This window comes from Stenotrophomonas maltophilia, from assembly GCF_039555535.1.
GTDB classification, from domain to species: Bacteria; Pseudomonadota; Gammaproteobacteria; order Xanthomonadales; family Xanthomonadaceae; genus Stenotrophomonas; species Stenotrophomonas maltophilia_Q.
The window spans coordinates 625947-646840 of sequence record NZ_CP154630.1 but is presented as its reverse complement, the minus strand read 5'-3'; the positions used below and the strand labels follow the sequence as shown (position 1 = coordinate 646840).

The 20894-nt window shown below is 67.0% G+C and carries 21 protein-coding genes; 12 read left to right on the top strand and 9 right to left on the bottom strand.

What is annotated here, in order from left to right; all coding sequences use genetic code 11:
* Positions 1 to 87: 87 nt before the first annotated feature.
* The 4 genes from AASM09_RS02915 (at position 88) to AASM09_RS02900 (ending at position 5931) form a co-directional block, all read left to right on the top strand.
* Positions 88 to 1566 (top strand): leucyl aminopeptidase, encoded by a 1479-nt coding sequence (locus AASM09_RS02915; protein ID WP_049427377.1) that lies wholly within the window; start codon positions 88 to 90, stop codon positions 1564 to 1566.
* 82 nt (positions 1567 to 1648) lie between these two features.
* Positions 1649 to 2074 (top strand): DNA polymerase III subunit chi, encoded by a 426-nt coding sequence (locus AASM09_RS02910; RefSeq protein ID WP_049427379.1) that lies wholly within the window; start codon positions 1649 to 1651, stop codon positions 2072 to 2074.
* 72 nt (positions 2075 to 2146) lie between these two features.
* Positions 2147 to 4975, top strand: coding sequence for a valine--tRNA ligase (locus AASM09_RS02905; protein WP_049427382.1), 2829 nt, complete (start codon positions 2147 to 2149; stop codon positions 4973 to 4975).
* Positions 4976 to 5109: 134 nt separating this feature from the next.
* The gene (locus tag AASM09_RS02900; RefSeq protein WP_049427384.1) at positions 5110 to 5931 is read left to right on the top strand and encodes an EamA family transporter; all 822 of its coding nucleotides are present in this window, start codon (positions 5110 to 5112) and stop codon (positions 5929 to 5931) included.
* A 36-nt stretch (positions 5932 to 5967) separates the two neighbouring features.
* Here AASM09_RS02900 and rimI read toward each other — a convergent pair whose 3' ends face one another.
* Genes rimI through pssA form a run of 3 tightly spaced genes read right to left on the bottom strand, consistent with a single transcriptional unit; the run spans position 5968 to position 7744 of the window.
* Positions 5968 to 6465 (bottom strand): ribosomal protein S18-alanine N-acetyltransferase, encoded by a 498-nt coding sequence (rimI, locus tag AASM09_RS02895; protein WP_049427388.1) that lies wholly within the window; start codon positions 6463 to 6465, stop codon positions 5968 to 5970.
* Entirely contained in the window at positions 6462 to 6971 is a 510-nt protein-coding gene (locus tag AASM09_RS02890) for a hypothetical protein (protein WP_049427392.1), read from the bottom strand. Before AASM09_RS02890 ends, rimI begins: the two co-directional genes overlap by 4 nt.
* Complete coding sequence (gene pssA / locus AASM09_RS02885; RefSeq protein WP_046983850.1) at positions 6968 to 7744, bottom strand: CDP-diacylglycerol--serine O-phosphatidyltransferase; 777 nt, start codon at positions 7742 to 7744, stop codon at positions 6968 to 6970. Before pssA ends, AASM09_RS02890 begins: the two co-directional genes overlap by 4 nt.
* Positions 7745 to 7824: 80 nt before the next feature.
* On the opposite strand from pssA, the gene AASM09_RS02880 reads away from it, so the two are divergent.
* The 3 genes from AASM09_RS02880 to AASM09_RS02870 all read left to right on the top strand — a co-directional run bounded on the left by AASM09_RS02880 (position 7825) and on the right by AASM09_RS02870 (position 11085).
* Positions 7825 to 8199 carry a DUF4124 domain-containing protein gene (locus AASM09_RS02880; protein ID WP_049427395.1) on the top strand — a complete coding sequence of 125 codons (375 nt, stop codon included), beginning with the start codon at positions 7825 to 7827 and terminating at the stop codon, positions 8197 to 8199.
* A gap of 575 nt (positions 8200 to 8774) precedes the next feature.
* Positions 8775 to 10478 (top strand): proline--tRNA ligase, encoded by a 1704-nt coding sequence (locus tag AASM09_RS02875; protein ID WP_049427911.1) that lies wholly within the window; start codon positions 8775 to 8777, stop codon positions 10476 to 10478.
* A gap of 223 nt (positions 10479 to 10701) precedes the next feature.
* Complete coding sequence (locus AASM09_RS02870; RefSeq protein ID WP_005408004.1) at positions 10702 to 11085, top strand: H-NS family nucleoid-associated regulatory protein; 384 nt, start codon at positions 10702 to 10704, stop codon at positions 11083 to 11085.
* Positions 11086 to 11195: 110 nt separating this feature from the next.
* Here AASM09_RS02870 and AASM09_RS02865 read toward each other — a convergent pair whose 3' ends face one another.
* The gene (locus AASM09_RS02865) at positions 11196 to 12455 is read right to left on the bottom strand and encodes a threonine/serine ThrE exporter family protein (protein WP_049427914.1); all 1260 of its coding nucleotides are present in this window, start codon (positions 12453 to 12455) and stop codon (positions 11196 to 11198) included.
* 93 nt (positions 12456 to 12548) lie between these two features.
* Here AASM09_RS02865 and AASM09_RS02860 point away from each other — a divergent pair, with 93 nt between their 5' ends.
* The 5 genes from AASM09_RS02860 (at position 12549) to AASM09_RS02840 (ending at position 17128) form a co-directional block, all read left to right on the top strand.
* Positions 12549 to 13670 (top strand): ABC transporter permease, encoded by a 1122-nt coding sequence (locus AASM09_RS02860; protein WP_049427915.1) that lies wholly within the window; start codon positions 12549 to 12551, stop codon positions 13668 to 13670.
* Between the two features lies 1 nt (position 13671).
* A complete protein-coding gene (locus AASM09_RS02855) occupies positions 13672 to 14499 on the top strand; it encodes an ABC transporter ATP-binding protein (protein WP_049427916.1) in 828 nt (275 codons plus the stop codon).
* Between the two features lie 3 nt (positions 14500 to 14502).
* Entirely contained in the window at positions 14503 to 15429 is a 927-nt protein-coding gene (locus tag AASM09_RS02850; RefSeq protein WP_033835489.1) for an MlaD family protein, read from the top strand.
* Positions 15426 to 16067 (top strand): ABC-type transport auxiliary lipoprotein family protein, encoded by a 642-nt coding sequence (locus tag AASM09_RS02845; RefSeq protein ID WP_049427918.1) that lies wholly within the window; start codon positions 15426 to 15428, stop codon positions 16065 to 16067. The genes AASM09_RS02850 and AASM09_RS02845 overlap by 4 nt, the downstream gene beginning before the upstream one ends.
* Before the next feature lie 98 nt (positions 16068 to 16165).
* Positions 16166 to 17128, top strand: a complete 963-nt coding sequence (locus AASM09_RS02840; protein WP_049427920.1) for a glycosyltransferase family 2 protein — start codon at positions 16166 to 16168, stop codon at positions 17126 to 17128.
* Here AASM09_RS02840 and AASM09_RS02835 read toward each other — a convergent pair.
* The 5 genes from AASM09_RS02835 to AASM09_RS02815 all read right to left on the bottom strand — a co-directional run bounded on the left by AASM09_RS02835 (position 17125) and on the right by AASM09_RS02815 (position 20850).
* Entirely contained in the window at positions 17125 to 17736 is a 612-nt protein-coding gene (locus tag AASM09_RS02835; RefSeq protein WP_049427922.1) for an alpha-ketoglutarate-dependent dioxygenase AlkB family protein, read from the bottom strand. The two genes, AASM09_RS02840 and AASM09_RS02835, sit on opposite strands and share 4 nt — an antisense overlap.
* 46 nt (positions 17737 to 17782) lie before the next feature.
* On the bottom strand, positions 17783 to 18415 hold the full coding sequence (locus AASM09_RS02830; protein ID WP_049427924.1) for a CoA transferase subunit B: 633 nt from the start codon (positions 18413 to 18415) through the stop codon (positions 17783 to 17785).
* A 1-nt stretch (position 18416) separates the two neighbouring features.
* On the bottom strand, positions 18417 to 19148 hold the full coding sequence (locus AASM09_RS02825; RefSeq protein WP_049427926.1) for a CoA transferase subunit A: 732 nt from the start codon (positions 19146 to 19148) through the stop codon (positions 18417 to 18419).
* 96 nt (positions 19149 to 19244) lie between these two features.
* Positions 19245 to 20450, bottom strand: coding sequence for a hypothetical protein (locus AASM09_RS02820; RefSeq protein ID WP_049427927.1), 1206 nt, complete (start codon positions 20448 to 20450; stop codon positions 19245 to 19247).
* The gene (locus AASM09_RS02815; protein WP_049427930.1) at positions 20425 to 20850 is read right to left on the bottom strand and encodes a hypothetical protein; all 426 of its coding nucleotides are present in this window, start codon (positions 20848 to 20850) and stop codon (positions 20425 to 20427) included. The genes AASM09_RS02820 and AASM09_RS02815 overlap by 26 nt, the downstream gene beginning before the upstream one ends.
* Between the last annotated feature and the right edge of the window lie 44 nt (positions 20851 to 20894).

Here is a 20894-nt window from a genome sequence, read left to right as displayed (position 1 = left end):
TCTGGGGTTCGTTCGCGGTGCCGCCCAGTCTACTGTCTGGGCGTAAACGGCCTGCGATTGTACGGACTCGCCAATGGAATCTGCTCAATGGCCCTCGAATTCACCCTGAACCACGTTGCTCCGGCCGCCGCCACCGTCGATTGCCTGGTGGTCGGCGCCTACGCCGACCATACCCTGACCCCGGCCGCACAGGCCCTGGACGCTGCCAGCGGCGGCCGCCTGGCCTCGCTGGCCCAGCGCGGCGACCTGTCCGGCAAGACCGGCGCCACCACCCTGCTGCACGACCTGCCGGGCGTGACCGCCCCGCGCGTGCTGGTGGTCGGCCTGGGCGATGCCGCCCGCTTCGGCGTGCCGCAGTACCTGAAGGCCGTTGGCGACGCCGTGCGCGCGCTGAAGGCCGGCGCTACCCGCAGCGCACTGTTCACCCTGTCCGAAGTGGCCATCAAGGACCGCGACGCGGCCTGGGCGATCCGCCAGGCAGTGATCGCCGCCGATCACGCCGCCTACCGCTACACCGCCACGCTGGGCAAGAAGAAGGCCGACGACGCCGGCCTGGCCCAGCTGGCCATTGCCGGTGACGACGCCCAGGCCCTGGCCCAAGGCCAGGCCATCGCCGCCGGTGTCGAGTTCGCCCGCGAACTGGGCAACCTGCCACCGAACTACTGCACCCCGGCCTACCTGGCCGAAGTGGGCGTGAAGTTTGCCGGCGAGCACGACGGTGCCGAGGCCGAGATCCTGGATGAGACCCAGATGGAAGCGCTGGGCATGGGCTCGCTGCTGGCCGTGGCCCGCGGGTCGGCCAACCGTCCGCGTCTGGTCGTGCTGAAGTGGACCGGTGGCGGCGACGCCAAGCCCTATGTGCTGGTCGGCAAGGGCATCACCTTCGATACCGGTGGCGTCAACCTGAAGACCCAAGGCGGCATCGAGGAGATGAAGTACGACATGTGCGGTGGCGCCAACGTCATCGGCACCTTCGTCGCGGCCGTGAAGGCCAAGCTGCCGCTGAACCTCGTCGTGGTGGTGCCGGCCGTTGAAAACGCGATCGATGGCAACGCCTACCGTCCATCTGACGTGATCACCTCGATGTCGGGCAAGACCATCGAAGTGGGCAACACCGACGCCGAAGGCCGCCTGATCCTGTGCGACGCGCTGACCTACGCACAGCGCTTCGAGCCGGCCGCGCTGGTCGACGTCGCCACCCTGACCGGTGCCTGCATGGTCGCCCTCGGCCACCAGACCGCCGGCCTGATGACCAAGCACGACGACCTGGCCAACGAGCTGCTGGCTGCCGGCGAGCACGTGTTCGACCGCGCCTGGCGCCTGCCGCTGTGGGACGAGTACCAGCCGATGCTGGATTCGACCTTCGCCGACGTCTACAACATCGGCGGCCGCTGGGCCGGTGCGATCACCGCTGGCTGCTTCCTGTCGCGCTTCGCCGAAGGCCAACGCTGGGCGCACCTGGACATCGCCGGCGTGGCCAGCGATGAAGGCAAGCGTGGCATGGCCACCGGCCGCCCGGTCGGCCTGCTGAGCCAGTGGCTGCTGGACCAGGCCGCCCGCGCCTGATGCCGTACCCGACCCTGGCCGGCCCACGCCGGCCAGGGCCTCGCCCGGCACGACCGGGCTTCTGCCTGACCCGGACCCTGCCATGCCCCGCGCCGACTTCTACCTGATCGCCAAGCCCCGCTTCCTGACCGAGCCACTGCGCCTGGTCTGCGAGCTGGCACGCAAGGCCAACGACGCCGGGTTGTTCACCCTGGTGCTGGCCCGCGACCAGGCCCAGGCCGAAGAGCTGGACGAGCTGCTGTGGGCCTTCGACAACGATGCCTACATCCCGCACCAGATCGCCGGCGAAGACATGGACGAGGAAGAGGCCCTGGTGCTGATCGCCGTACCAGGCACCGGCGCGCCGGCACGCCCGCTGGTGATCAACCTGCGCGATGAGCCCTGGCTGGGCCAGTGCGAACGCGTGCTGGAAGTGGTCCCGGCCGATCCGGAAGCGCGCGAACCGCTGCGCGAACGCTGGCGCCAGTACAAGGCCGCCGGTTACGACCTGAACAAGCACGACATGTAAGCGCGCCCCGGCCCCCTTGATGGGCCGCCGCCGCGCCCTGATCCTTCAACGATTACCTCCTGGTTCCCCCGCATGACCCAACTCGCCTCCAGCTACGACCCGAAGTCCTTCGAGACCGACCTCTACGAGGCCTGGGAGAAGGCCGGCCACTTCAAGCCGTCCGGCACGGGCGAGCCGTACACCATCCTGCTGCCGCCACCGAACGTGACCGGCACGCTGCACATGGGCCATGCGTTCCAGCAGACGCTGATGGATGCACTTGTGCGCTACCACCGCATGCGCGGCTACGACACGCTGTGGCAGGTCGGTACCGACCACGCCGGCATCGCCACCGAAATGGTGGTCAGCCGCAACCTGGCGCTGGAAGGCAAGGGCGAGACCCGTGATTCGCTGGGCCGCGAAGGCTTCATCGGCAAGGTCTGGGAGTGGAAGCAGCAGTCCGGCGACACCATCGAACGCCAGATGCGCCGCCTCGGCACCTCCGCCGACTGGTCGCGCAGCACCTTCACCATGGACCCGCAGCCGTCGGCCGCGGTGAACGAAGCCTTCGTGCGCTGGTACGAGCAGGGCCTGATCTACCGCGGCCAGCGCCTGGTCAACTGGGACCCGGTGCTGAAGACCGCCATTTCCGACCTGGAAGTGGAGAGCGCCGAGGAAGATGGCTTCCTGTGGTCGATCGCCTACACGCTGGATGAAGGCCTGAGCTACGAGCACGTCGAGCGCGATGCCGACGGCGTGGAAACCCTGCGCGAAACCCGCGACTACCTGGTGGTCGCCACCACCCGCCCGGAAACCCTGCTGGGCGATACCGCGGTGATGGTCCACCCGGAAGATGAGCGCTACGCCCATCTGATCGGCAAGAGCGTGGTGCTGCCGTTGACCGGCCGCCGCGTGCCGGTGATCGCCGACGACTACGTGGACCGTGCGTTCGGCACCGGCGTGGTCAAGGTCACCCCGGCGCACGATTTCAACGACTATGAAGTGGGCGTGCGCCACGGCCTGCCGATGATCAACCTGTTCACCCCGGTGGCGGCGCTCAACGAGAACGCACCGGAGCGTTTCCAGGGCCTGGACCGCTACGCAGCGCGCAAGGCCGTGCTGGCCGAGCTGGAAGACCTGGGCATCCTGGTCGAGACCAAGGCGCACAAGCTGCAGGTGCCGCGCGGCGACCGTACCGGCCAGGTGATCGAGCCGTACCTGACCGACCAGTGGTTCGTGAAGATGGACGACCTGGCCAAGCGTGGCCTGGAACTGGTCGAGGACGGAAGCATCGCCTTCGTGCCGCCGAACTGGATCAACACCTACCGCCACTGGATGAACAACATCCAGGACTGGTGCATCAGCCGCCAGCTGTGGTGGGGCCATCGCATTCCGGCGTGGTTCGACGAAGCCACCGGCAACTGCTACGTCGGTCGCAGCGAAGACGAAGTGCGCGCGAAGAACAACCTCGGCAGCGACGTGGTGCTGAACCAGGAAAGCGACGTGCTGGAGACCTGGTTCTCCTCGCAGCTGTGGCCGTTCTCCACCCTGGGCTGGCCAAACGAGCAGGCCATGGCCGAGCGTGGCTTCGACCGCTACCTGCCGTCGTCAGTGCTGATCACCGGCTTCGACATCATCTTCTTCTGGGTGGCGCGCATGATCATGGCCACCGACAACCTGGTCGGGAAGATCCCGTTCAAGGACGTCTACTTCACCGGCCTGATCCGCGACGGCCAGGGCCAGAAGATGTCCAAGAGCAAGGGTAACGTGCTTGACCCGCTGGACATCATCGACGGCATCACCATCGACGACCTGGTCGCCAAGCGCACCGGCGGCCTGATGCAGCCGAAGATGGTGGAGAAGATCGAGAAGGCCACCCGCAAGGAATTCCCGGACGGCATCGCCGCCCATGGTGCCGACGCGCTGCGCTTCACCATCGCCGCGCTGGCCACCCACGGCCGCGACATCAAGTTCGACATGAACCGCGCCGAGGGCTACAAGAACTTCTGCAACAAGCTGTGGAACGCCAGCCGCTTCGCCCTGATGAACACTGAAGGCGCGGCCTTCACCGGCGTGCCCAAGCCGCGCACCGATGCCGAGCGCTGGATCCTCGCGCGCCTGGCGGCCACCACCGCCGAAGCGCAGGGCCATTTCGCCGCCTACCGCTTCGACCTGCTGGCGCAGTGCCTGTACGAGTTCGCCTGGAACGCGTTCTGCGACTGGTTCCTGGAACTGAGCAAGCCGGCCCTGAACGGTGCCGACGCCGCCGATGCTGAAAGCACCCGCCACACCCTGCTGTACGTGCTGGAAGCGCTGCTGCGCCTGCTGCACCCGCTGACCCCGTTCATCACCGAACAGCTGTGGCAGCAGCTGGCCCCGCGCCTGGGCCTGGCCGAAACCACGCTGTCGCTGCGCCCGTACCCGACCGCGGCCGAGTTCGAAGGCGATTTCGCCCAGGCCGAGGCCGACGTGGAATGGCTGAAGGCGGTGATCAGTGCGGTGCGCCGCGTGCGCAGCGAACTGAACGTCGCCCCATCCAAGCTGGTGCCGCTGCGCCTGCAGGCCGGCCTGGAACAGGACCGCCTGCGCATTGAACGCTTCAGCGCCTCGCTGTCGTTCCTGCTGAAGCTGGACAGCATCCAGTGGCTGGCCGAAGGTGAAAGCGCACCGCCGGCCGCCGCCGCAATCGTGGGTGAACTGAAGCTGCTGGTGCCGCTGGAAGGCCTGGTCGATCTCGACGCCGAGCGCGTGCGCCTGGACAAGGAAATCGCCCGCGTCGATGCCGAAAAGGAAAAGAGCGAGACCAAGCTGGCCAGGTTCACCGACAAGGTGCCACCGGCGGTGGTCGAGCAGGAACGCGTGCGACTGGCCGACTGGAATACCCAACTGGCCGGCCTGCGCGAGCAGCGCGCGAAGCTGTAAGCGCCGCGCTCTGGTGCGTGCCAGCCAAGGTTGGCAATTACCACGGCGGGAGAGGTTGGCATCTACCGATGCGGAATCGGAAACGCCGGGCAATGCCCGGCGTTTCCATTTTCCCGGCATGGCATCATCGCCCGATGCCTCTTTCCATCTTCCTGCTGGTCCTCGCGGCTGCGGCCCTGCACGCCAGCTGGAATGCGATCGTCAAACGCGGGCCGGACAAGCTCCTCGGCACCGTGCTGGTGACCGGCAGCGCCGCACTGCTGTCGGCGGCCGCCCTGCCCTTCCTGCCGTTCCCGGCCGCGCACAGCTGGCCCTGGCTGGCTGCATCCGTGCTGCTGCAGGTGACCTACTACGGCCTGGTGGCACGCTGCTACCAGCAGGTCGACATGAGCCTGGCCTATCCGCTGATGCGTGGCAGCGCGCCGATCCTGGTTGCACTGGCCGGCACCCTGCTGGGCGAGCAGCTGCCCCCTGCCGCGTGGCTGGGCGTGGTGCTGGTGAGCACCGGCATCCTGTGCATGGCACTGGGTGCACGTGGCGGCCAACTGCGCCTGCCACTGCTGACCGCGGCGATGATCGCCACCTACACCCTGGTCGATGCGCAGGGTGCGCGCCAATCCGGCAGTGCGCTCAGCTACACGCTGTGGTTGTTCCTGCTGTCGGGCATTCCACTGCCACTTTGGGCGTTGTACACCCGCGGTGGCGCGGTGCTGGACTATGCGCGCCAGCATTGGCCGCTGGGACTGGCCGGCGGCGTCGGCACCACCGCGTCCTACGCGATGGCGTTGTGGGCGATGACCCAGGCCCCGGTGGCGATGGTCTCAGCGCTGCGCGAATCGTCCATCCTGTTCGCGCTGTTGATCTCGGTGTTCCTGCTGCGCGAGCGGATCCCGCGTGCGCGCTGGCTGGCAGCGGCACTCATCGTGGGCGGTATATTGGCCTTGCGGCTGGCGTAGAGGTAGTGCCGGCCGCTGGGCGGCACCCCTTCTCCCTTACAACGGCGGCATCGCCTGCAGGTCGCCGTCGACCAGTTCGATGGCCATCACCACCGCATCCTCGCGGCCCTGTGCCGCCGGGTAGTAGCGTGGACGGCGGCCGATCTCGTTGAAACCTTCGCTGTGGTACAGGGCCAGCGCGGGTGTATTGGACGGACGCACTTCCAGGAACACGCGGTGCGCACCCCGGTTGCCCGCCAGCTGCACCAGTGCGCGCAGCAGTTGGCGACCCAGCCCACGCGACTGCGCCAGCGGATCGATGCAGATGTTCAGTACATGTGCCTCGTCGGCGGCAATGCTGAGCACGCCGTAGCCGATCAGCTGGCCATCGCGCTCCATCGCCAGTCCGGGATAACCGGCACGCAGGCAATCAACGAAGATGCCGCGGGTCCATGGGAACGGATAGCCACGCACTTCGATCGCCATCACCGCATTGAGGTCGCTCTCGCGCAATGCGCGCAGGCCGACCGGGCCGGGCTGGCTGACCGCGCTCATGCACTGCCCCGCTTGCGCAGGGCACGCAACTGCGGCCACAAAGCGCGCTTGGCGGCCGGATCCTGGCGCAGCTGGTCCAGCGGCCAACTGTCCATCAGCGCCTGCGTGGCGGGATCGTTGGGATTGCAGCCGGACGCACGCAGCAGTGCGATCTGCAGGCGATCCGGGAGCCGCACCGCCGGTTGCCGTGCATTGCCGCCCGGCAGCGGACGGACCGGTGCCGGCGCGGTATCCGGTGCGGTGATGGGGGTCTCGCGACGCGGCGGTGCCGGGCGTCCCTGATGAGGAGCGGCTGCGGCTTCGGCAGGGTGTTCCCGCATGGAGGCCGAACCCGCCCGCACTGGTTCCGCCGAAGCCGCTGCGGCCGCATCGGCTTCGGCCACGCTCAACTGCAGCGCGGCGTCCAGTTCGGCGGCCAGCTGGCCGTCGTGATACACGGTGTAACCCATGGCCTGCAGCCAGGCCTGCTGGGCCGGTGACCACAGCACGGGCAGGTCCTGGCTCACGCGGCCTCGGGCTTCTTGCGCAGGCGCTGCACGGCCCACATCACCGGGCCGGACAAGGCGTACAGGATGCCCACCGCGAACAGCACGCGCGGCAGATCGATGACCGCGATGGCGATCGCCACCGGTACCAGTGCCAGCACCAGGAACGGCACACGGTCGGAACGCCCCCCCTTGGCAGCACCGCCCTTGAAGCTCCAGAAGCGGATGCGGCTGACCATCAGCAACGCCGCGACGATCGTCACCGCCAGCGCCACATAGCGCAGCTGGTTGCCGTCCCAGCCCAGGTTGCCATCGGCGAAGGCCCAGACGAAGGACATCATCAGGCCGGCCGCAGCCGGGCTGGCCAGGCCGACGAACCAGCGCTTGTCGACCACCGCCACCTGGGTGTTGAAGCGGGCCAGGCGCAGTGCCGCGCAGGCGGCATACAGGAACGCCACCGCCCAGCCGACCCGCCCGAGCAGCGGGTCATCGAACTTCAGCCACGACAGCGACCAGTGGTACATCACCAGCGCCGGGGCCATGCCGAAGCTGACCAGGTCGGCCAGCGAGTCGTACTGCACACCGAATTCGCTGCTGGTACCGGTCAGGCGCGCCACGCGCCCGTCCAGGCCATCCATCACCGCTGCCACGAACACGGCGATGCTGGCATTGACGAAATCCCCGTTGGCCGCGGCGATGATCGCGTAGAAGCCGGCGAACAGGCCGGCGGTGGTGAACAGGTTGGGCAGCAGGTAAATCGTGCGCGAACGCGGCGGCGGTGTGATCGGGTCCATGGAATCCAGTTTAATCGACTTGCCAGTGCTCGGCGCCAATGCTGCAATCGGCGTTCTACGCCCATTCCATGGAGTTTGCCATGCGTGCCCTGTCCTGCCTTGGATGCCTGCTGCTGTTGGCCAGTGCCAACGCCGTGGCCGGCCCGGTCTATAAATGGAAGGACGCCAATGGCGTGACCCAGTACTCGGAGACCCCGCCGGCCGGCAAGAAATTCGAGACCCGCGAGCAGGCCCGCAGCCCTCAGGCCGCGGCCAGCGCCGAGACACCGGCCGCGCCGGTGCCGGAACAGTGCAGCACCGCCCGTGCCAACCTGGCCCTGCTGGAAGGCTCCGGCCAGGTGATGCACGACACCGATGGCGACGGCAAGCCCGATACCGCGTTGACCCCGGAACAGCGCAGCGCGCAGAAGGGGTTGGCGGAAGCGGCCATCAAGGCGTATTGCCCGGCGGAGTGAGGGTATCGGCAGGGCTTGCAGCCCTGCACCTGCTTCAAGCAACGGCAACGTCAACAGCCGGCTACGGGCTTTCTGTGGGTTTGGCGGGGCGGTGTGGGCTGGCAGGACACGCCGTAAACCCTTCCATGGGGGCTCGATGGCGCCATCCATGGCGCCAACGGTCCTGCCAGCCCACACCACCCCACCTCCGACAGGTTCCTGGTGACGGTGGTAGATCCACGCCATGCGTGGATGAATCTCCATGGAAATCGAATATTTCGAGAATTGATCGAAAAGCCGAGCATCGCTCGGCTCTACAAAAGGGCGACAGATCGCGGAAAACCGTCGAAGGCGGGGTGGGTCCGGTTGCGGGGGCGTGAGCGCCATGGATGGCGCGACCGAGCCTACAGGGACGTATTTACGGCGTCCCCCGCAACCGGACCCACCCCGCCATCCCACGGGAAGTCCGCCTTTGCCGTTGCTTCGGCAGTTGCAGTTGACGTTGCTTGAGGCGGGTGCAGGGCGCAGCCCTGCCAGTACCCCCACCCCGGCCGGGCTGGCAGAATAGGCGTCTCTGCCGTTATCCGAAGCCGACGATGCGCCTCTCCCAGTTCCACCTGCACACCACCAAGGAAACTCCCAGCGACGCCGAGCTCACCAGCCACCGGCTGATGCTGCGTGCGGGCATGATCCGCAAGCTTGCATCGGGCCTGTACACCTGGTCGCCGCTGGGCCTGCGCGTGCTGCGCAAGGTCGAGCGCATCGTGCGCGAGGAAATGGACCGTGCCGGTGCCGTGGAATTCCAGATCCCGACCATCCAGCCGAAGGAACTGTGGGAGCAGACCGGTCGCTGGCAGAAGTTCGGCCCGCAGCTGCTGAAGATCAAGGACCGCAAGGACCAGGTCTTCTGCTACAGCCCGACCGCCGAAGAAGCCGCCTGCGACTTCGCGCGCAGCGAGCTGTCCAGCTACAAGCAGCTGCCGGTGAACTTCTACCAGGTGCAGACCAAGTTCCGCGACGAGATCCGCCCGCGCTTCGGCGTGATGCGTTCGCGCGAGTTCCTGATGAAGGACGCCTACTCGTTCCACCTGCATGATGAATGCCTGGTGCGCGAGTACGAGAACATGAAGTCGGCCTACAGCCGCATCTTCACCCGCCTCGGCCTGGATTTCCGCATGGTGCAGGCCGACTCCGGTGCGATCGGCGGCGATGCCTCGCAGGAATTCCACGTGATCGCCGATTCCGGCGAAGACGCGCTGGTGTTCTCCACCGGCTCGGATTACGCGGCCAACATGGAAGCGGCGATCAGCGCCGATCCGGCCCCGCGTGCGGCCGCCGCTGAAGCGATGCGCAAGGTCGACACGCCCACCCAGAAGACCTGCGAGGACGTCGCGGCCCTGCTCGGCATCGACCTGCAGCGCACCGTGAAGTCGGTGGCGCTGGTCGCCGGCGAAGGCGACGCACAGCAGTTCGTGCTGGTGCTGGTGCGCGGCGACCATGAAGTCAACGAGATCAAGCTGGCCAAGGTCGCCGGCCTGGACGAGCAACGCTTTGCCAGCGAAGCAGAGATCGCCGAGTACCTGGGCAGCGTGCCCGGCTTCCTCGGCCCGGTCGCGCCTGCGAAGGCCATCCGCGTGGTCGCCGATCGCGAAGTGGCCGCGATGTCCGACTTCGTCGTCGGCGCCAACGAAGCTGGTTTCCACCTGGCCGGCGTCAACTGGGGCCGTGACCTGCCGGAACCGGAAGTGGCCGACATCCGCAACGTGCGTGCCGGTGACCGCGCGCTGGACGGCGGCGAACTGAAGATCGCCCGCGGCATCGAAGTCGGCCACGTATTCCAGCTCGGCCGCAAGTACGCCGAAGCACTGGATGCCACCGTGCTGGACGAGAACGGCAAGGCCGCGGTGATGGCGATGGGCTGCTACGGCATCGGCATTTCGCGCGTGGTGGCTGCCGCGATCGAACAGAACCATGACGATGCCGGCATCATCTGGCCGGACGCGATGGCGCCGTGGCAGGTGGTGGTGTGCGTGATCAACCCGAAGGGCGACGTTGCCGTCGCCGATGCAGCGTCCAGCCTGCTGCAGGAACTTCGCGACGCCGGCCTCGATGCCGCGCTGGACGACCGTGGCCTGCGCCCGGGCGCGATGTTCGCCGACATGGAACTGATCGGCATCCCGCACCGCGTGGTGGTGAGCGAGCGTGGCCTGGCCGCCGGTACCTACGAGTACCGCTCGCGCCGCGCCAGCGAAGCGGAAAGCCTGGACAAGGCCACCCTGCTGCAGCGACTGCAGGGCTGATCGCAGAAAGGACCGGGGCATGCCCCGGTCTTTTTTTGCGTTTCCGCCACGTCACCGATATTGCAGCGGACATAATCCGGTCAAAATCGACGCAATGCAGCCGGTACGTCGCCAAGCCCTGTCCTGTCTGCATTTGTGCTTGGAATAATTCATCTCTATTCTGTGCTGCGACGCCATGGACTGGCTCGTCCCGTCCACACATTAGTTTCCGGAGTAACCGTAAATGAGCATTGACCTGACCGGCCTGTCGGCACGCGAACTGGGCGCCCTGATCCGCACCGCCAAGAAGCAGCAGACCATCGTCGCCAAGCGCCGGCCAATCACCAAGGTCCGGGCCCAGCTGACCAAGCTGGCCAAGACCGAGGGTTACACCATCGAAGAACTGTTCGGCGGCGCCCCGGCCCCGCGCGCGCGCAAGGCCGCCCCGGCAGCCAAGGCACCGTCCAAGACCGCCGGCCGCAAGCTGGGCAAGGTGGCACCGAAGTACCGCAACCCGGCCAACCCGAAGGAAACCTGGACCGGTCGTGGCAAGCAGCCGCGCTGGATGGCCGAGCTGACCGCCAAGGGCAACAAGAAGCCGGAAGATTTCCTGATCAAGAAGGCCTGAGGCCAGGATCAGATTGCAATGAAAAACGCCGGCGGAAGCCGGCGTTTCTTGTTTGTAGAGCCGAGCCCACGCTCGGCTATCCATATGCAAAGTCGAGCATGGGCTCGGCTCTACAGGGTTTTGCGCGCCGGCATCAGCAGGTTGCCGAACAGCAGGCCGGCCACCAGCGCCATCACCACGTTGAGCACGGTGAGGAACACGCTCTGGCCAGCGCCGACATCCTGCTGCTGGACCAGGGTCAGCACGCCGCGCAGGCTGGTGCTGCCGGGCACCATCATGATGATGCCGGGCAGGCGGATGATCGCGCCCGGTCGACCCACCAGGCGGCCAAACAGATTGCCACCGGCGGTCAGCAGCATCGCCGACAGGAAGATGCCGGCCGGCGCACCCCAGGCGTGGCCGCCGAACTTGGAGATCGCATAACCGGCCACCGAGGCGGCGATTACCCAGGGATAGTCGCGGCGGTTGGCCTTGAACAACATCGCGAAGGCGAATGCTGCGGTCAGCAGTGAACCCCACTCCACCCACGGCCCCTGCGGCCGCGTGGCGCGGATCACCGGGTCCAGGCCGAGTACGTCGGCCAGGGTCACCGCGATCATCGCGCCCACGCTGAGCTTCATGATGGTGGTCAACGCGCCGGCGAAGCGCGCGGTACCGGAGACCCAGTGCTGGCTGGCGAGTTCATTGACCGCATTGGTCAGCGACATGCCGGGCAGCAACACCACCAGCGAGGCGATGATCACCGTGTTGAGGTTGAGTGCGCCGACAAAGGACGCGACCAGGGTTGCGACCATGCCGGCCAGCAGCGCCGCCAGCGCCTCGGCCGCTTCGCGGGTGGCCGGGCGACGGTCGGTGACCATGCCGAGCAGGCCGATCATCAGGCCGATGACACCGGCGGTGGCGATGTCCAGCCACGGCAGCTTCCACATGCCGGCCACGCCGGCAGCGCCGAGGGTGAACGAAAGGATGGTGCGCAACTTGCCGCGCCGGCCGGGATCCTTGTCCAGCTGGCGCAGCGCGGTGTGGCCCTGGGCGATGCTCATCCGGCCGTTGGACACTTCCTCGGCGATATGGTCGGCGACGCTGAGCTTGTGCAGGTCGTTCTCGCCAGGCGCCAGGCGGATCACGCGGGTGATGTCGCTGGAGCCGATCGCCTGTGCCGGGTCGCTGAAGCTGAGGATGATACCGGTGGGATTCGACCACGGTTCACAATCCAGATCGAGCTGGCGAGCCAGTGCCACCACTGCCGTTTCCAGGCGCTGGGCCGTGGTGCCGTAGCTGTGCAGGCGTCCGGCGATCTCGGAAACAAAGGCCACGCGCTGCGCGTAGGTGGCCTGGGGCGTGGGGATCGTGTGAGCGTCTGCGGACATGCGCCGTAGTATTACCTACTGCCGGGCCGCACTGGATAAATTCATCCGGGTTCGACGCGATGCCCCAGACAGAACGGTTATGCTGCGACCCGAATGGCCCAAGTGACCCCGAACCACGCCCCCCAGCTCGAACAGGACGCCCATGACCCGGGCCTGATCCGCCTGTCCGGCACCTGGACCTTGAAGACCGCGCTGGCCGCGGCCGAAGTCCTGCGCGGCGTTCCCGACACACTGACCGGCATCGACGCCACCGGCATCGAGAAGATGGATTCGGCCGGCGTGCTGCAGGTGCTGCGGGTGGCCCATCGCGCCGATCTCGGCGAGGACGCGTTGCAGTTCCGCCCGGATCACCAGGCGCTGGTCTGCACCATCGAGGAAGTGGCCGACGACCGGCCCAGGCCCAAGCGCGATTTCGGCGTGCTGGCCGCGCTGGAACGGCTCGGTGTCAGCGTCCATGCCACTGGCCACAATATCAAGGCGCTGTGCAGTTTCCTGGGCGAAAACCTGGTCAAGGCAGCCCGGCTGGTCAAGGAGCCCCGTCGCTTCCGACTGACCGCCACCGTGCACCAGATGGAGCAGGTCGGGCTGGACGCAGTACCGCTGGTGGCGCTGCTGTCGTACCTGGTCGGTGCGGTGATCGCCTTCCTCGGCTCGACCATCCTGCGCGACTTCGGCGCCGAGATCTACGTGGTCGAGCTGGTCAACATCGCCTTCCTGCGCGAGTTCGCGGTACTGCTGACCGCGATCGTGCTGGCCGGCCGCACCGCCAGTGCGTTCACCGCGCAGATCGGTGCGATGAAGGCGCGCGAGGAAATCGATGCCATGCGCACGCTGGGCCTGGACCCGATCGACCTGCTGGTGCTGCCACGGTTGATGGCGCTGCTGGTCACCCTGCCCCTGCTGACCTTCATCGCGATGGTTGCCGGCCTGGCCGGCGGTATCACCGTCGGCGCGTTCGACCTAGACATCCCGCCGCAGATGTACATCGCGCGCATGCACGAAACCATGGAAGTGCGGCACATGCTGGTCGGCCTGTCCAAGGCCCCGGTGTTCGCACTGGTGATCGGCCTGATCGGCTGCCTGGAAGGCCTGAAGGTGGAAGGCACGGCGCAGTCGGTCGGTGAACGCACCACCTCCAGCGTGGTGCAGACCATCTCGCTGGTGATCATCATCGATGCCTTCGCGGCGTTGTGGTTCATGCACATGGACTGGTGACATGAGCACGCATACGACTCCCGAAGAAATCCCCATGCAGGACGGCGAAGGCCACGACCTGGCCATCCGCGTGCGCGGGCTGGTCAACCGCTTCGGCAGCCAGACCGTGCATGAAGACCTGGACCTGGACGTGCGCCGCGGCGAGATCCTGGGCGTGGTCGGTGGCTCGGGCACCGGCAAGTCGGTGCTGATGCGTTCGATCCTCGGCCTGCGCACGCCCGACGCCGGACAGATCGAAGTGCTCGGCCGCGATGCGCGTGCCGACGATGCCGAGAGCCGACTGCACATCGAACGCAACACCGGCGTGCTGTTCCAGGATGGCGCCCTGTTTTCTTCGCTGACCGTGGGCGAGAACGTGCAGGTGCCCTTGAAGGAACACCACCGCGAATTGCCCGAGCGCTGGCACTACGAGCTCGCGCTGCTGAAGGTGAAGCTGGCCGGCCTGCCCGCCGATGCGATCAACAAGCTGCCATCGCAGTTGTCCGGCGGCATGCGCAAGCGTGCGGGCCTGGCCCGGGCGCTGGCGCTGGACCCGCCCCTGCTGTTCCTGGATGAACCCACCGCCGGCCTCGACCCGATTGGTGCGGCGGCATTTGACCGCCTGATCAAGACCCTGCAGGAAGCGCTGGGGCTGACCGTGTTCCTGATCACCCACGACCTGGACACGCTGTACGCGATCTGCGACCGGGTGGCGGTGATCGCCGACCGCAAGGTGGTGGCCAACGCGCCGCTGCCGGACATCGAGAAACTGGATCATCCGTGGATCCAGGAATACTTCCACGGACCGCGTGCGCGTGCCGCGCGCGGCGAACAGATCGAGAGTGCCTGAGCCATGGAAACCAAAGCCAACTACGTGCTGATCGGCGCGTTCACCCTGATCACCGGCCTGGCCCTGCTGGCCTTCGGCCTGTGGGCGGCCAAGTACTCCTCCGACCGTACCTGGCAGGAATACCGCGTGGTGTTCCGTGAGGCGGTGACCGGCCTGTCGGTGGGCAGCCCGGTGCAGTACAACGGCATCGCGGTCGGTTCGATCATCGAACTGAACCTGGTGCCGGACGACCCGCGCCAAGTGGTCGCACGCATCCGTCTGAACTCGACCACCCCGGTCAAGACCGATACCCGTGCCAAGCTGGCGATCACCAGCCTGACCGGCCCATCGATCATCCAGCTCAGCGGCGGCACGCCGCAGTCACCGGCGCTGACCACGGTCAACAAGGATCCGGCCCCGATCATCCCGACCACACCGTCGGCGCTGCAGAACATCACCGACGTCGCCAATCGCATCGTCGAGCGCATGGACCAGATCCTCAGCGACCGCAACGTGGCCTCGATCAATGCGACGCTGGCCAACCTGGAGACGATCAGCGGCGGCCTGGCCGACCGCGACCAGGGTACCCAGGCGCTGCTGCTCAGCGCGCGCGACGCCGCCCGCAGCCTGGACACCACCCTTAAGACCACCAACGGTACGATCGAGCGCCTGGACAAGAACCTGGTGCAGCAGCTGCCGGGCATCATCGACAAGCTGGACGGCACCCTGGCCAAGCTCGACTCGGCCGCCGGCAACGCCGATTCGATCCTGGGCGAGAACCGCGCCGCGATCAACAGCTTCGCCAACGATGGCCTCGGCCAGCTGGGCCCGACGCTGACCGAACTGCGCGGCCTGATCCGCGACCTGCGCCGGGTCAGCGACCGCCTCGAGAACAACCCCGCGCGCTATCTGCTGGGCCGCGACGCACCGAAGGAGTTCGAACCCAAATGAGCCCGATGCCCCTTCCGCGCCTGCTGCTGGCCGCTTCGCTGGCCACCCTGCTGGGCGGCTGCTCCATCCTTGGCAGCAGCGAGAAAACCGCAGTGACGCTGTACTCGCCCGCCGTGCAGGTGAAGGCCGATCCGGCGTGGCCGCAGGCCAGCTGGCAGCTGGTACTGGCCAAGCCCAGCGCCGCGCGCATGGTCGACAGCCCACGCATCAACGTGCGGCCGACCCCGTCGCAGCTGGAGATCTACAAGGGCGCCAGCTGGGCGCAACCGGCCACCGACATGATCGAGGACACCCTGCTGCGTGGCTTCGAAGACTCCGGCCGCATCCGCGGCGTGGCGCGCAGCACCGCCGGCATCCGCGCCGACTACAAGCTGTCCACCGACGTACGCCGCTTCGAGTCGGACTACCAGGGCCAGGCCACGCCGACGGTGGTGATCGAGGTCAACGCCAAGCTGATCCACGTCGCCGACCAGCGCGTGGTGGCCGACCGCACGTTCCGCCAGGCCCAGCCGGTCGGCAGCACCGATGTGCCGGCCGTGACCGCCGCGTTCGAGCGTGGCCTGCAGCAGCTGGCGCAGGACATGGTGGGGTGGACGCTGGTCAGCGGGCAGAACGATCAGCCGGGCGCCCTGCACTGATCAATGGCCGGCGTGCGCGCCACGGAGGGCGGGAGGGTCTCGATGGAGGCATGCGATACTCGACGCATCCTGGCTGCACCTGGCTGCACCGTCTCCCGATGACCTCATCCGTTTCCATCGCCGTCTGCACCTACAACGGCGAGCGCTTCCTGCAGGAGCAGCTGGACAGCCTGCTGGCGCAGACACGCCATCCGGATCAGCTCGTGATCCGTGACGATGCGTCCTCCGACGGTACCCTGGCATTGCTGCGTTCGTTCGTGCCTCGTGCAGAGGCCCTGGGCATCGCGGTGGACCTGCAGGTGAATGCCCGCAACGTCGGCTATCGGCAGAACTTCGACGGCGCGCTCCGCGCCTGTACCGGCGACCTCATTTTCCTGTGCGACCAGGATGACCTCTGGTACCCGGACAAGCTGCAACGTTTCTGCACCGAGTTCGATGCCCGCCCTGAGCTGCTGGCACTGCACAGCGATGCGCAACTGATCGACGGATCCGGCCGGATGTTGTCCAAACGGTTGTTTTCCGCGTTGGGGTACCGGCCTTCGGAGCATGTGCGGATGCATGCAGGCCACGGTTTCGAGCTGCTGCTCAAGCGTCCGCTGATGACAGGGGCGGCAATGGCGCTGCGTCGCCAGGTTCTGGACGATGCATTGCCTCTTCCTGCTTCGGGCTGGGTCCACGACGCCTGGATCAGCACGCTGGCGGCCATGCGAGGGGAGATCGACAGCTTACCCGAGCCGTTGATCGGCTACCGCCTGCACGGCAACAACCAGGTGGGGCTTGGCGACCAGGATGGCGTCTCGCGCGAGGTGAGGCGGGAACGCCAATTGGAGATCGAACGACTGCAGTGCGAGCAGCTGCTGGCCCGCGCACGCGCGCTGGGCCTGCCCGGATCGCGCCTGGAGTGGATTGAACGGAAGCAGCGGCACTTGACGGTACGCACAGGGATGGGCCCTGCACGCCTTCGCCGCATTCCCGCGGTGATGGCAGAGGTGTTCTCCGGCAACTACGGCTACTTCGGGCGTGGCCTGTTGACCGCCGCCATCGATCTGGTCCGGCGCTAGGCTCCGGTACGCGCGCCCGCCGTGCGTGAATGAATCCAGCGGAACGTCAGGTTGATCCGCTCCCCGCGAACCCGCGCCATCTTCGGGAGCGCGTGCTGGTAGGAGCGCTGGGTCTGCCCGCCCATCAACAACAGGTCTCCGTGGCCCAGGACGAACTCGGTCCTGCGCGCCGGCTCATCGCGCCGTCGCAGCAGGAAGCGGCGCGCAGCACCAAGGCTCACCGAAGCAATCACCGGTGCCGGCCCCAGCTCCGGCTCATCGTCACTGTGCCATCCCATGTGATCTCCCCCATCCCGATAGCGGTTCAGCAGCACGCTGTTGAAACGACCGATGTTCCCGTCCTGCAGCTGCTCACGCACGGCCTGCAGCACGGGCGGCCATGAGTACGGCACGAACTCGGCACCGGAGTAACGGTAGCGGGCCTGCGGGTCGCCGATCCAGCAGCTCAGCCGCGGCGACTCCACCCAGTTGCCGAACATGCGGATGCGATGTACCTCCCATGGCACTTCGGCCTGCAGCGCGGCCATCAGCCGGTCGGCGTCGGCCGCAGCCAGCCAGCCCGGCAAGTGCTGGACGTCCGCATCGGGCAGATCGTGGAGGAACAACATGGCGGCCCCTCAAGGAACAGGGCGGCGCTTGGCCGCCCCCGGAACATCAGGCACGCTGGAACGCGACGCCGGTCTTTTCCTTCAGTTCGTCATCGCCGACACCCGGTGCCGCTTCCACCAGCAGCAGCCCCTCGTCGGTAACGTCGAATACGGCCAGGTCGGTGATGATGCGATCAACTACGCCGACGCCGGTCAGCGGCAGCGTGCATTCGGCCAGGATCTTGTGCTCGCCATTCTTGGCGGTGTGCTCCATCAGCACCACCACGCGCTGCACGCCGGCCACCAGGTCCATCGCGCCGCCCATGCCCTTGACCATCTTGCCGGGCACCATCCAGTTGGCCAGGTCACCCTTGTCGGTGACCTGCATGGCGCCGAGAATGGCCAGGTTGACGTGGCCGCCACGGATCATCGCGAAGCTGTCATGGCTGCCGAAATAGCTGGCACCGGCGCGTGCAGTCACGGTCTGCTTGCCGGCATTGATCAGGTCCGCGTCGACTTCAGCGTCGGTCGGGAACGGGCCGATGCCCAGCAGGCCATTTTCCGACTGCAGCCACACGTCCACGCCTTCGGGAATGTGGTTGGCGACCAGGGTCGGCAGGCCGATGCCCAGGTTCACGTAGGCACCATCGGTCAGTTCGCGGGCGGCACGTGCCGCCATCTCATCGCGGGTCCATGCCATGTCAGTTGCCCTCCGCGCGGACGGTGCGCTGCTCGATGCGTTTTTCAGGGTGTGCGTTGTGCACGATACGGTGCACGTAGATACCCGGCAGGTGCACCTGGTCCGGATCGATGGCGCCCACCGGCACGACCTCCTCGACCTCCGCAATGCAGACCTTGCCGGCCATCGCGCAGGCCGGGTTGAAGTTGCGCGCGGTCTTGCGGAACACCAGGTTGCCAGCTTCGTCGGCCTTCCACGCCTTGACCAGCGCCACGTCGGCGCGCAGGGCGGTTTCCATCACGTAGTGCTTGCCGTCGAACTCGCGCGTCTCCTTGCCTTCGGCCACCACCGTGCCGTAGCCGGTGGCAGTGAAGAACGCAGGAATGCCTGCACCGCCAGCACGCAGGCGCTCGGCAAGGGTGCCCTGCGGATTGAATTCGAGCTCCAGTTCGCCAGCCAGGAACTGCCGCTCGAACTCCTTGTTCTCGCCCACGTAGGACGAAATCATCTTCCTGATCTGGCGCGTCTCCAGCAGCTGGCCAAGGCCGAAGCCATCGACACCGGCGTTGTTGGAGATCACCGTCAGGCCCTTGGCCCCGCTGTCACGCAGCGCGGCGATCAGCGCCTCGGGAATGCCGCACAGGCCGAAGCCGCCCACGGCCAGGGTCTGGCCATCGGCGACCACGCCCTCCAGCGCCTGCGCCGCACTGGCGAAGCGCTTGCCGCGCTTGCCGGTGGAAGTCACGTGTTCCATTTCTACAGCCCCACACGGGAAGAATGAGCGCATTCTAGCGCTACACCTGCCTACCGCTGGGATGCGCCGCAGCATGACGCCGCGGCGCGTTCCGGCTCAACGCGCGCGCGGCATCTTCGCCGTGGCGCGATGTTCCAGTGCCAGCAGCACTGCAAACCCCAGCAGCAGTGTCACCGGCATGCGGACACGGTCGACGCTGCTGCGCAGGTGCCAGTCCAGGTCATGTGGTGTTCCCAGGTAGACCAGGAACAGCAGCGTTGCATACGCCAGCGCCGCCAGCACGGCAACCGATGCCGCCGGAACCCGCAGCACCGGGCGCCAGAGCACCGCCAGCACCAGCAGCGGCACCAGCACCCAGACATCCAGCAGCAGGCGCCCGACGATCGGCAGGGTACTGCCCTCGCTGCCAAGCCGCGCCAGCAGCTGCACCTTCATGTCGCTTCCCGCCAGGTCATTGCCAACCCCTGCCTGCCCGACGGCCAGCTTCCATGCCAGCAGTGGCAGCAGGGCCACAACCGCGGCCAGGAGGATGTGCCAGCCCAGGCGACGCTCACGCAGCACACCTTCGCCCAGCACCACGGCCGTCAACAGGGCCGCAAGCACGGCCCCCTCGTTCTTCAACATCGACAGCACGGCCACCAGCAACATGAATGCGACCAGCTCGCGACTACCACCGTGCTTCCCGGACATGCGGTGGCGCATCGCTGTCGCCACGGCAGCGACGGCGTAGACCGCCACCAGCGGATCCATGTAGCCGTTGATCAGCATGTCGCGCGCCAGGCGCAGCAGCAGCACTGCGAACAGCACGCCGCACCAGCGCGAGCGGAAACTCGGGGCGATCAGCAGCAGTGCCGGCAGCAGCAGCAGCGGTGCCACCGCCTTGGGCAGCAGCTCGTTCCAGTGCCCAGCCAAACCTGCTGCACAGGCCATCAACAACGGAACCAGTGCAGGATAGTCGTTGTGGCTCCACGGCGCGTAATCATCCAGCTGGGCGTACAACGTGCCCTCCAGGTAGATCCGCTTGGCATGGAAGAGCCAGATTGAACGCGGGTCCCAGCCATCGCTGGGGCTTCCCAGTGCGATCAACACCAGCACCAGCACGGCCAGGACCAGAGGGGCGGTACGCAGGTCACGCACAGCCGGCAGGGCGAGCAGCGCGCTGAGCACGACCGCGCCAAATGCCACCTGCACCGGCCAGCCCATCAGGCCCACGGCGGCCAGGCCGTAGCAGAGAAGAATGGAGACCAGCATGGCCAGCGCCGCACGGCGCCCTGGTTCAGCGGCAGTCGGCAAGAACGACATCTCCGCTCCTCCCCTGGACGTGGCACTGGTCAACCAACGGATCACCGGCCCTCAGCAGGCGCTGCGGGGTATCGGTATCGCTGAACCGGACCGGATACAGCGCCTCCCACATGCGTTGCTGGATCAATGGGTCGTCCTTCAGCCCCTGCCCGAGTGAAAGCAGCGAGGGAGCGATCGGCTGCGCGCGCACCAGACCACGTGCATCCACCACCTCGCGTGGTACGGATGCCTCGAATCCCGCGTCCTCAGCGAAGGCCTGGCGCAGCAACGATGTCTGATAGTCAGATCGCTTGGCGACCGATACGAGGGAAGCGGCCAACAGCAGCGCCAGGGCCCCGGCAATCGCCAGGTCTCGGCGCGGAGTACGCGGGGGGGGAGAGGTGGAGGTCATGTCATCCATGAAACGTTTCAAGGAACCAACGGAAAAACCAATGCGCCAGCAGC

What these genes read in the sequence shown, in the direction of transcription:
- AASM09_RS02915 (WP_049427377.1), top strand. Translation starts at nt 88, where the DNA reads ATGGCCCTCGAATTCACCCTGAACCACGTTGCTCCGGCCGCCGCCACC.
- AASM09_RS02910 (WP_049427379.1), top strand. Translation starts at nt 1,649, where the DNA reads ATGCCCCGCGCCGACTTCTACCTGATCGCCAAGCCCCGCTTCCTGACC.
- AASM09_RS02905 (WP_049427382.1), top strand. Translation starts at nt 2,147, where the DNA reads ATGACCCAACTCGCCTCCAGCTACGACCCGAAGTCCTTCGAGACCGAC.
- AASM09_RS02900 (WP_049427384.1), top strand. Translation starts at nt 5,110, where the DNA reads ATGCCTCTTTCCATCTTCCTGCTGGTCCTCGCGGCTGCGGCCCTGCAC.
- rimI (WP_049427388.1), bottom strand. Translation starts at nt 6,465, where the DNA reads ATGAGCGCGGTCAGCCAGCCCGGCCCGGTCGGCCTGCGCGCATTGCGC.
- pssA (WP_046983850.1), bottom strand. Translation starts at nt 7,744, where the DNA reads ATGGACCCGATCACACCGCCGCCGCGTTCGCGCACGATTTACCTGCTG.
- AASM09_RS02880 (WP_049427395.1), top strand. Translation starts at nt 7,825, where the DNA reads ATGCGTGCCCTGTCCTGCCTTGGATGCCTGCTGCTGTTGGCCAGTGCC.
- AASM09_RS02875 (WP_049427911.1), top strand. Translation starts at nt 8,775, where the DNA reads ATGCGCCTCTCCCAGTTCCACCTGCACACCACCAAGGAAACTCCCAGC.
- AASM09_RS02870 (WP_005408004.1), top strand. Translation starts at nt 10,702, where the DNA reads ATGAGCATTGACCTGACCGGCCTGTCGGCACGCGAACTGGGCGCCCTG.
- AASM09_RS02865 (WP_049427914.1), bottom strand. Translation starts at nt 12,455, where the DNA reads ATGTCCGCAGACGCTCACACGATCCCCACGCCCCAGGCCACCTACGCG.
- AASM09_RS02860 (WP_049427915.1), top strand. Translation starts at nt 12,549, where the DNA reads ATGGCCCAAGTGACCCCGAACCACGCCCCCCAGCTCGAACAGGACGCC.
- AASM09_RS02855 (WP_049427916.1), top strand. Translation starts at nt 13,672, where the DNA reads ATGAGCACGCATACGACTCCCGAAGAAATCCCCATGCAGGACGGCGAA.
- AASM09_RS02850 (WP_033835489.1), top strand. Translation starts at nt 14,503, where the DNA reads ATGGAAACCAAAGCCAACTACGTGCTGATCGGCGCGTTCACCCTGATC.
- AASM09_RS02845 (WP_049427918.1), top strand. Translation starts at nt 15,426, where the DNA reads ATGAGCCCGATGCCCCTTCCGCGCCTGCTGCTGGCCGCTTCGCTGGCC.
- AASM09_RS02840 (WP_049427920.1), top strand. Translation starts at nt 16,166, where the DNA reads ATGACCTCATCCGTTTCCATCGCCGTCTGCACCTACAACGGCGAGCGC.
- AASM09_RS02835 (WP_049427922.1), bottom strand. Translation starts at nt 17,736, where the DNA reads ATGTTGTTCCTCCACGATCTGCCCGATGCGGACGTCCAGCACTTGCCG.
- AASM09_RS02830 (WP_049427924.1), bottom strand. Translation starts at nt 18,415, where the DNA reads ATGGCATGGACCCGCGATGAGATGGCGGCACGTGCCGCCCGCGAACTG.
- AASM09_RS02825 (WP_049427926.1), bottom strand. Translation starts at nt 19,148, where the DNA reads ATGGAACACGTGACTTCCACCGGCAAGCGCGGCAAGCGCTTCGCCAGT.
- AASM09_RS02820 (WP_049427927.1), bottom strand. Translation starts at nt 20,450, where the DNA reads ATGTCGTTCTTGCCGACTGCCGCTGAACCAGGGCGCCGTGCGGCGCTG.
- AASM09_RS02815 (WP_049427930.1), bottom strand. Translation starts at nt 20,850, where the DNA reads ATGGATGACATGACCTCCACCTCTCCCCCCCCGCGTACTCCGCGCCGA.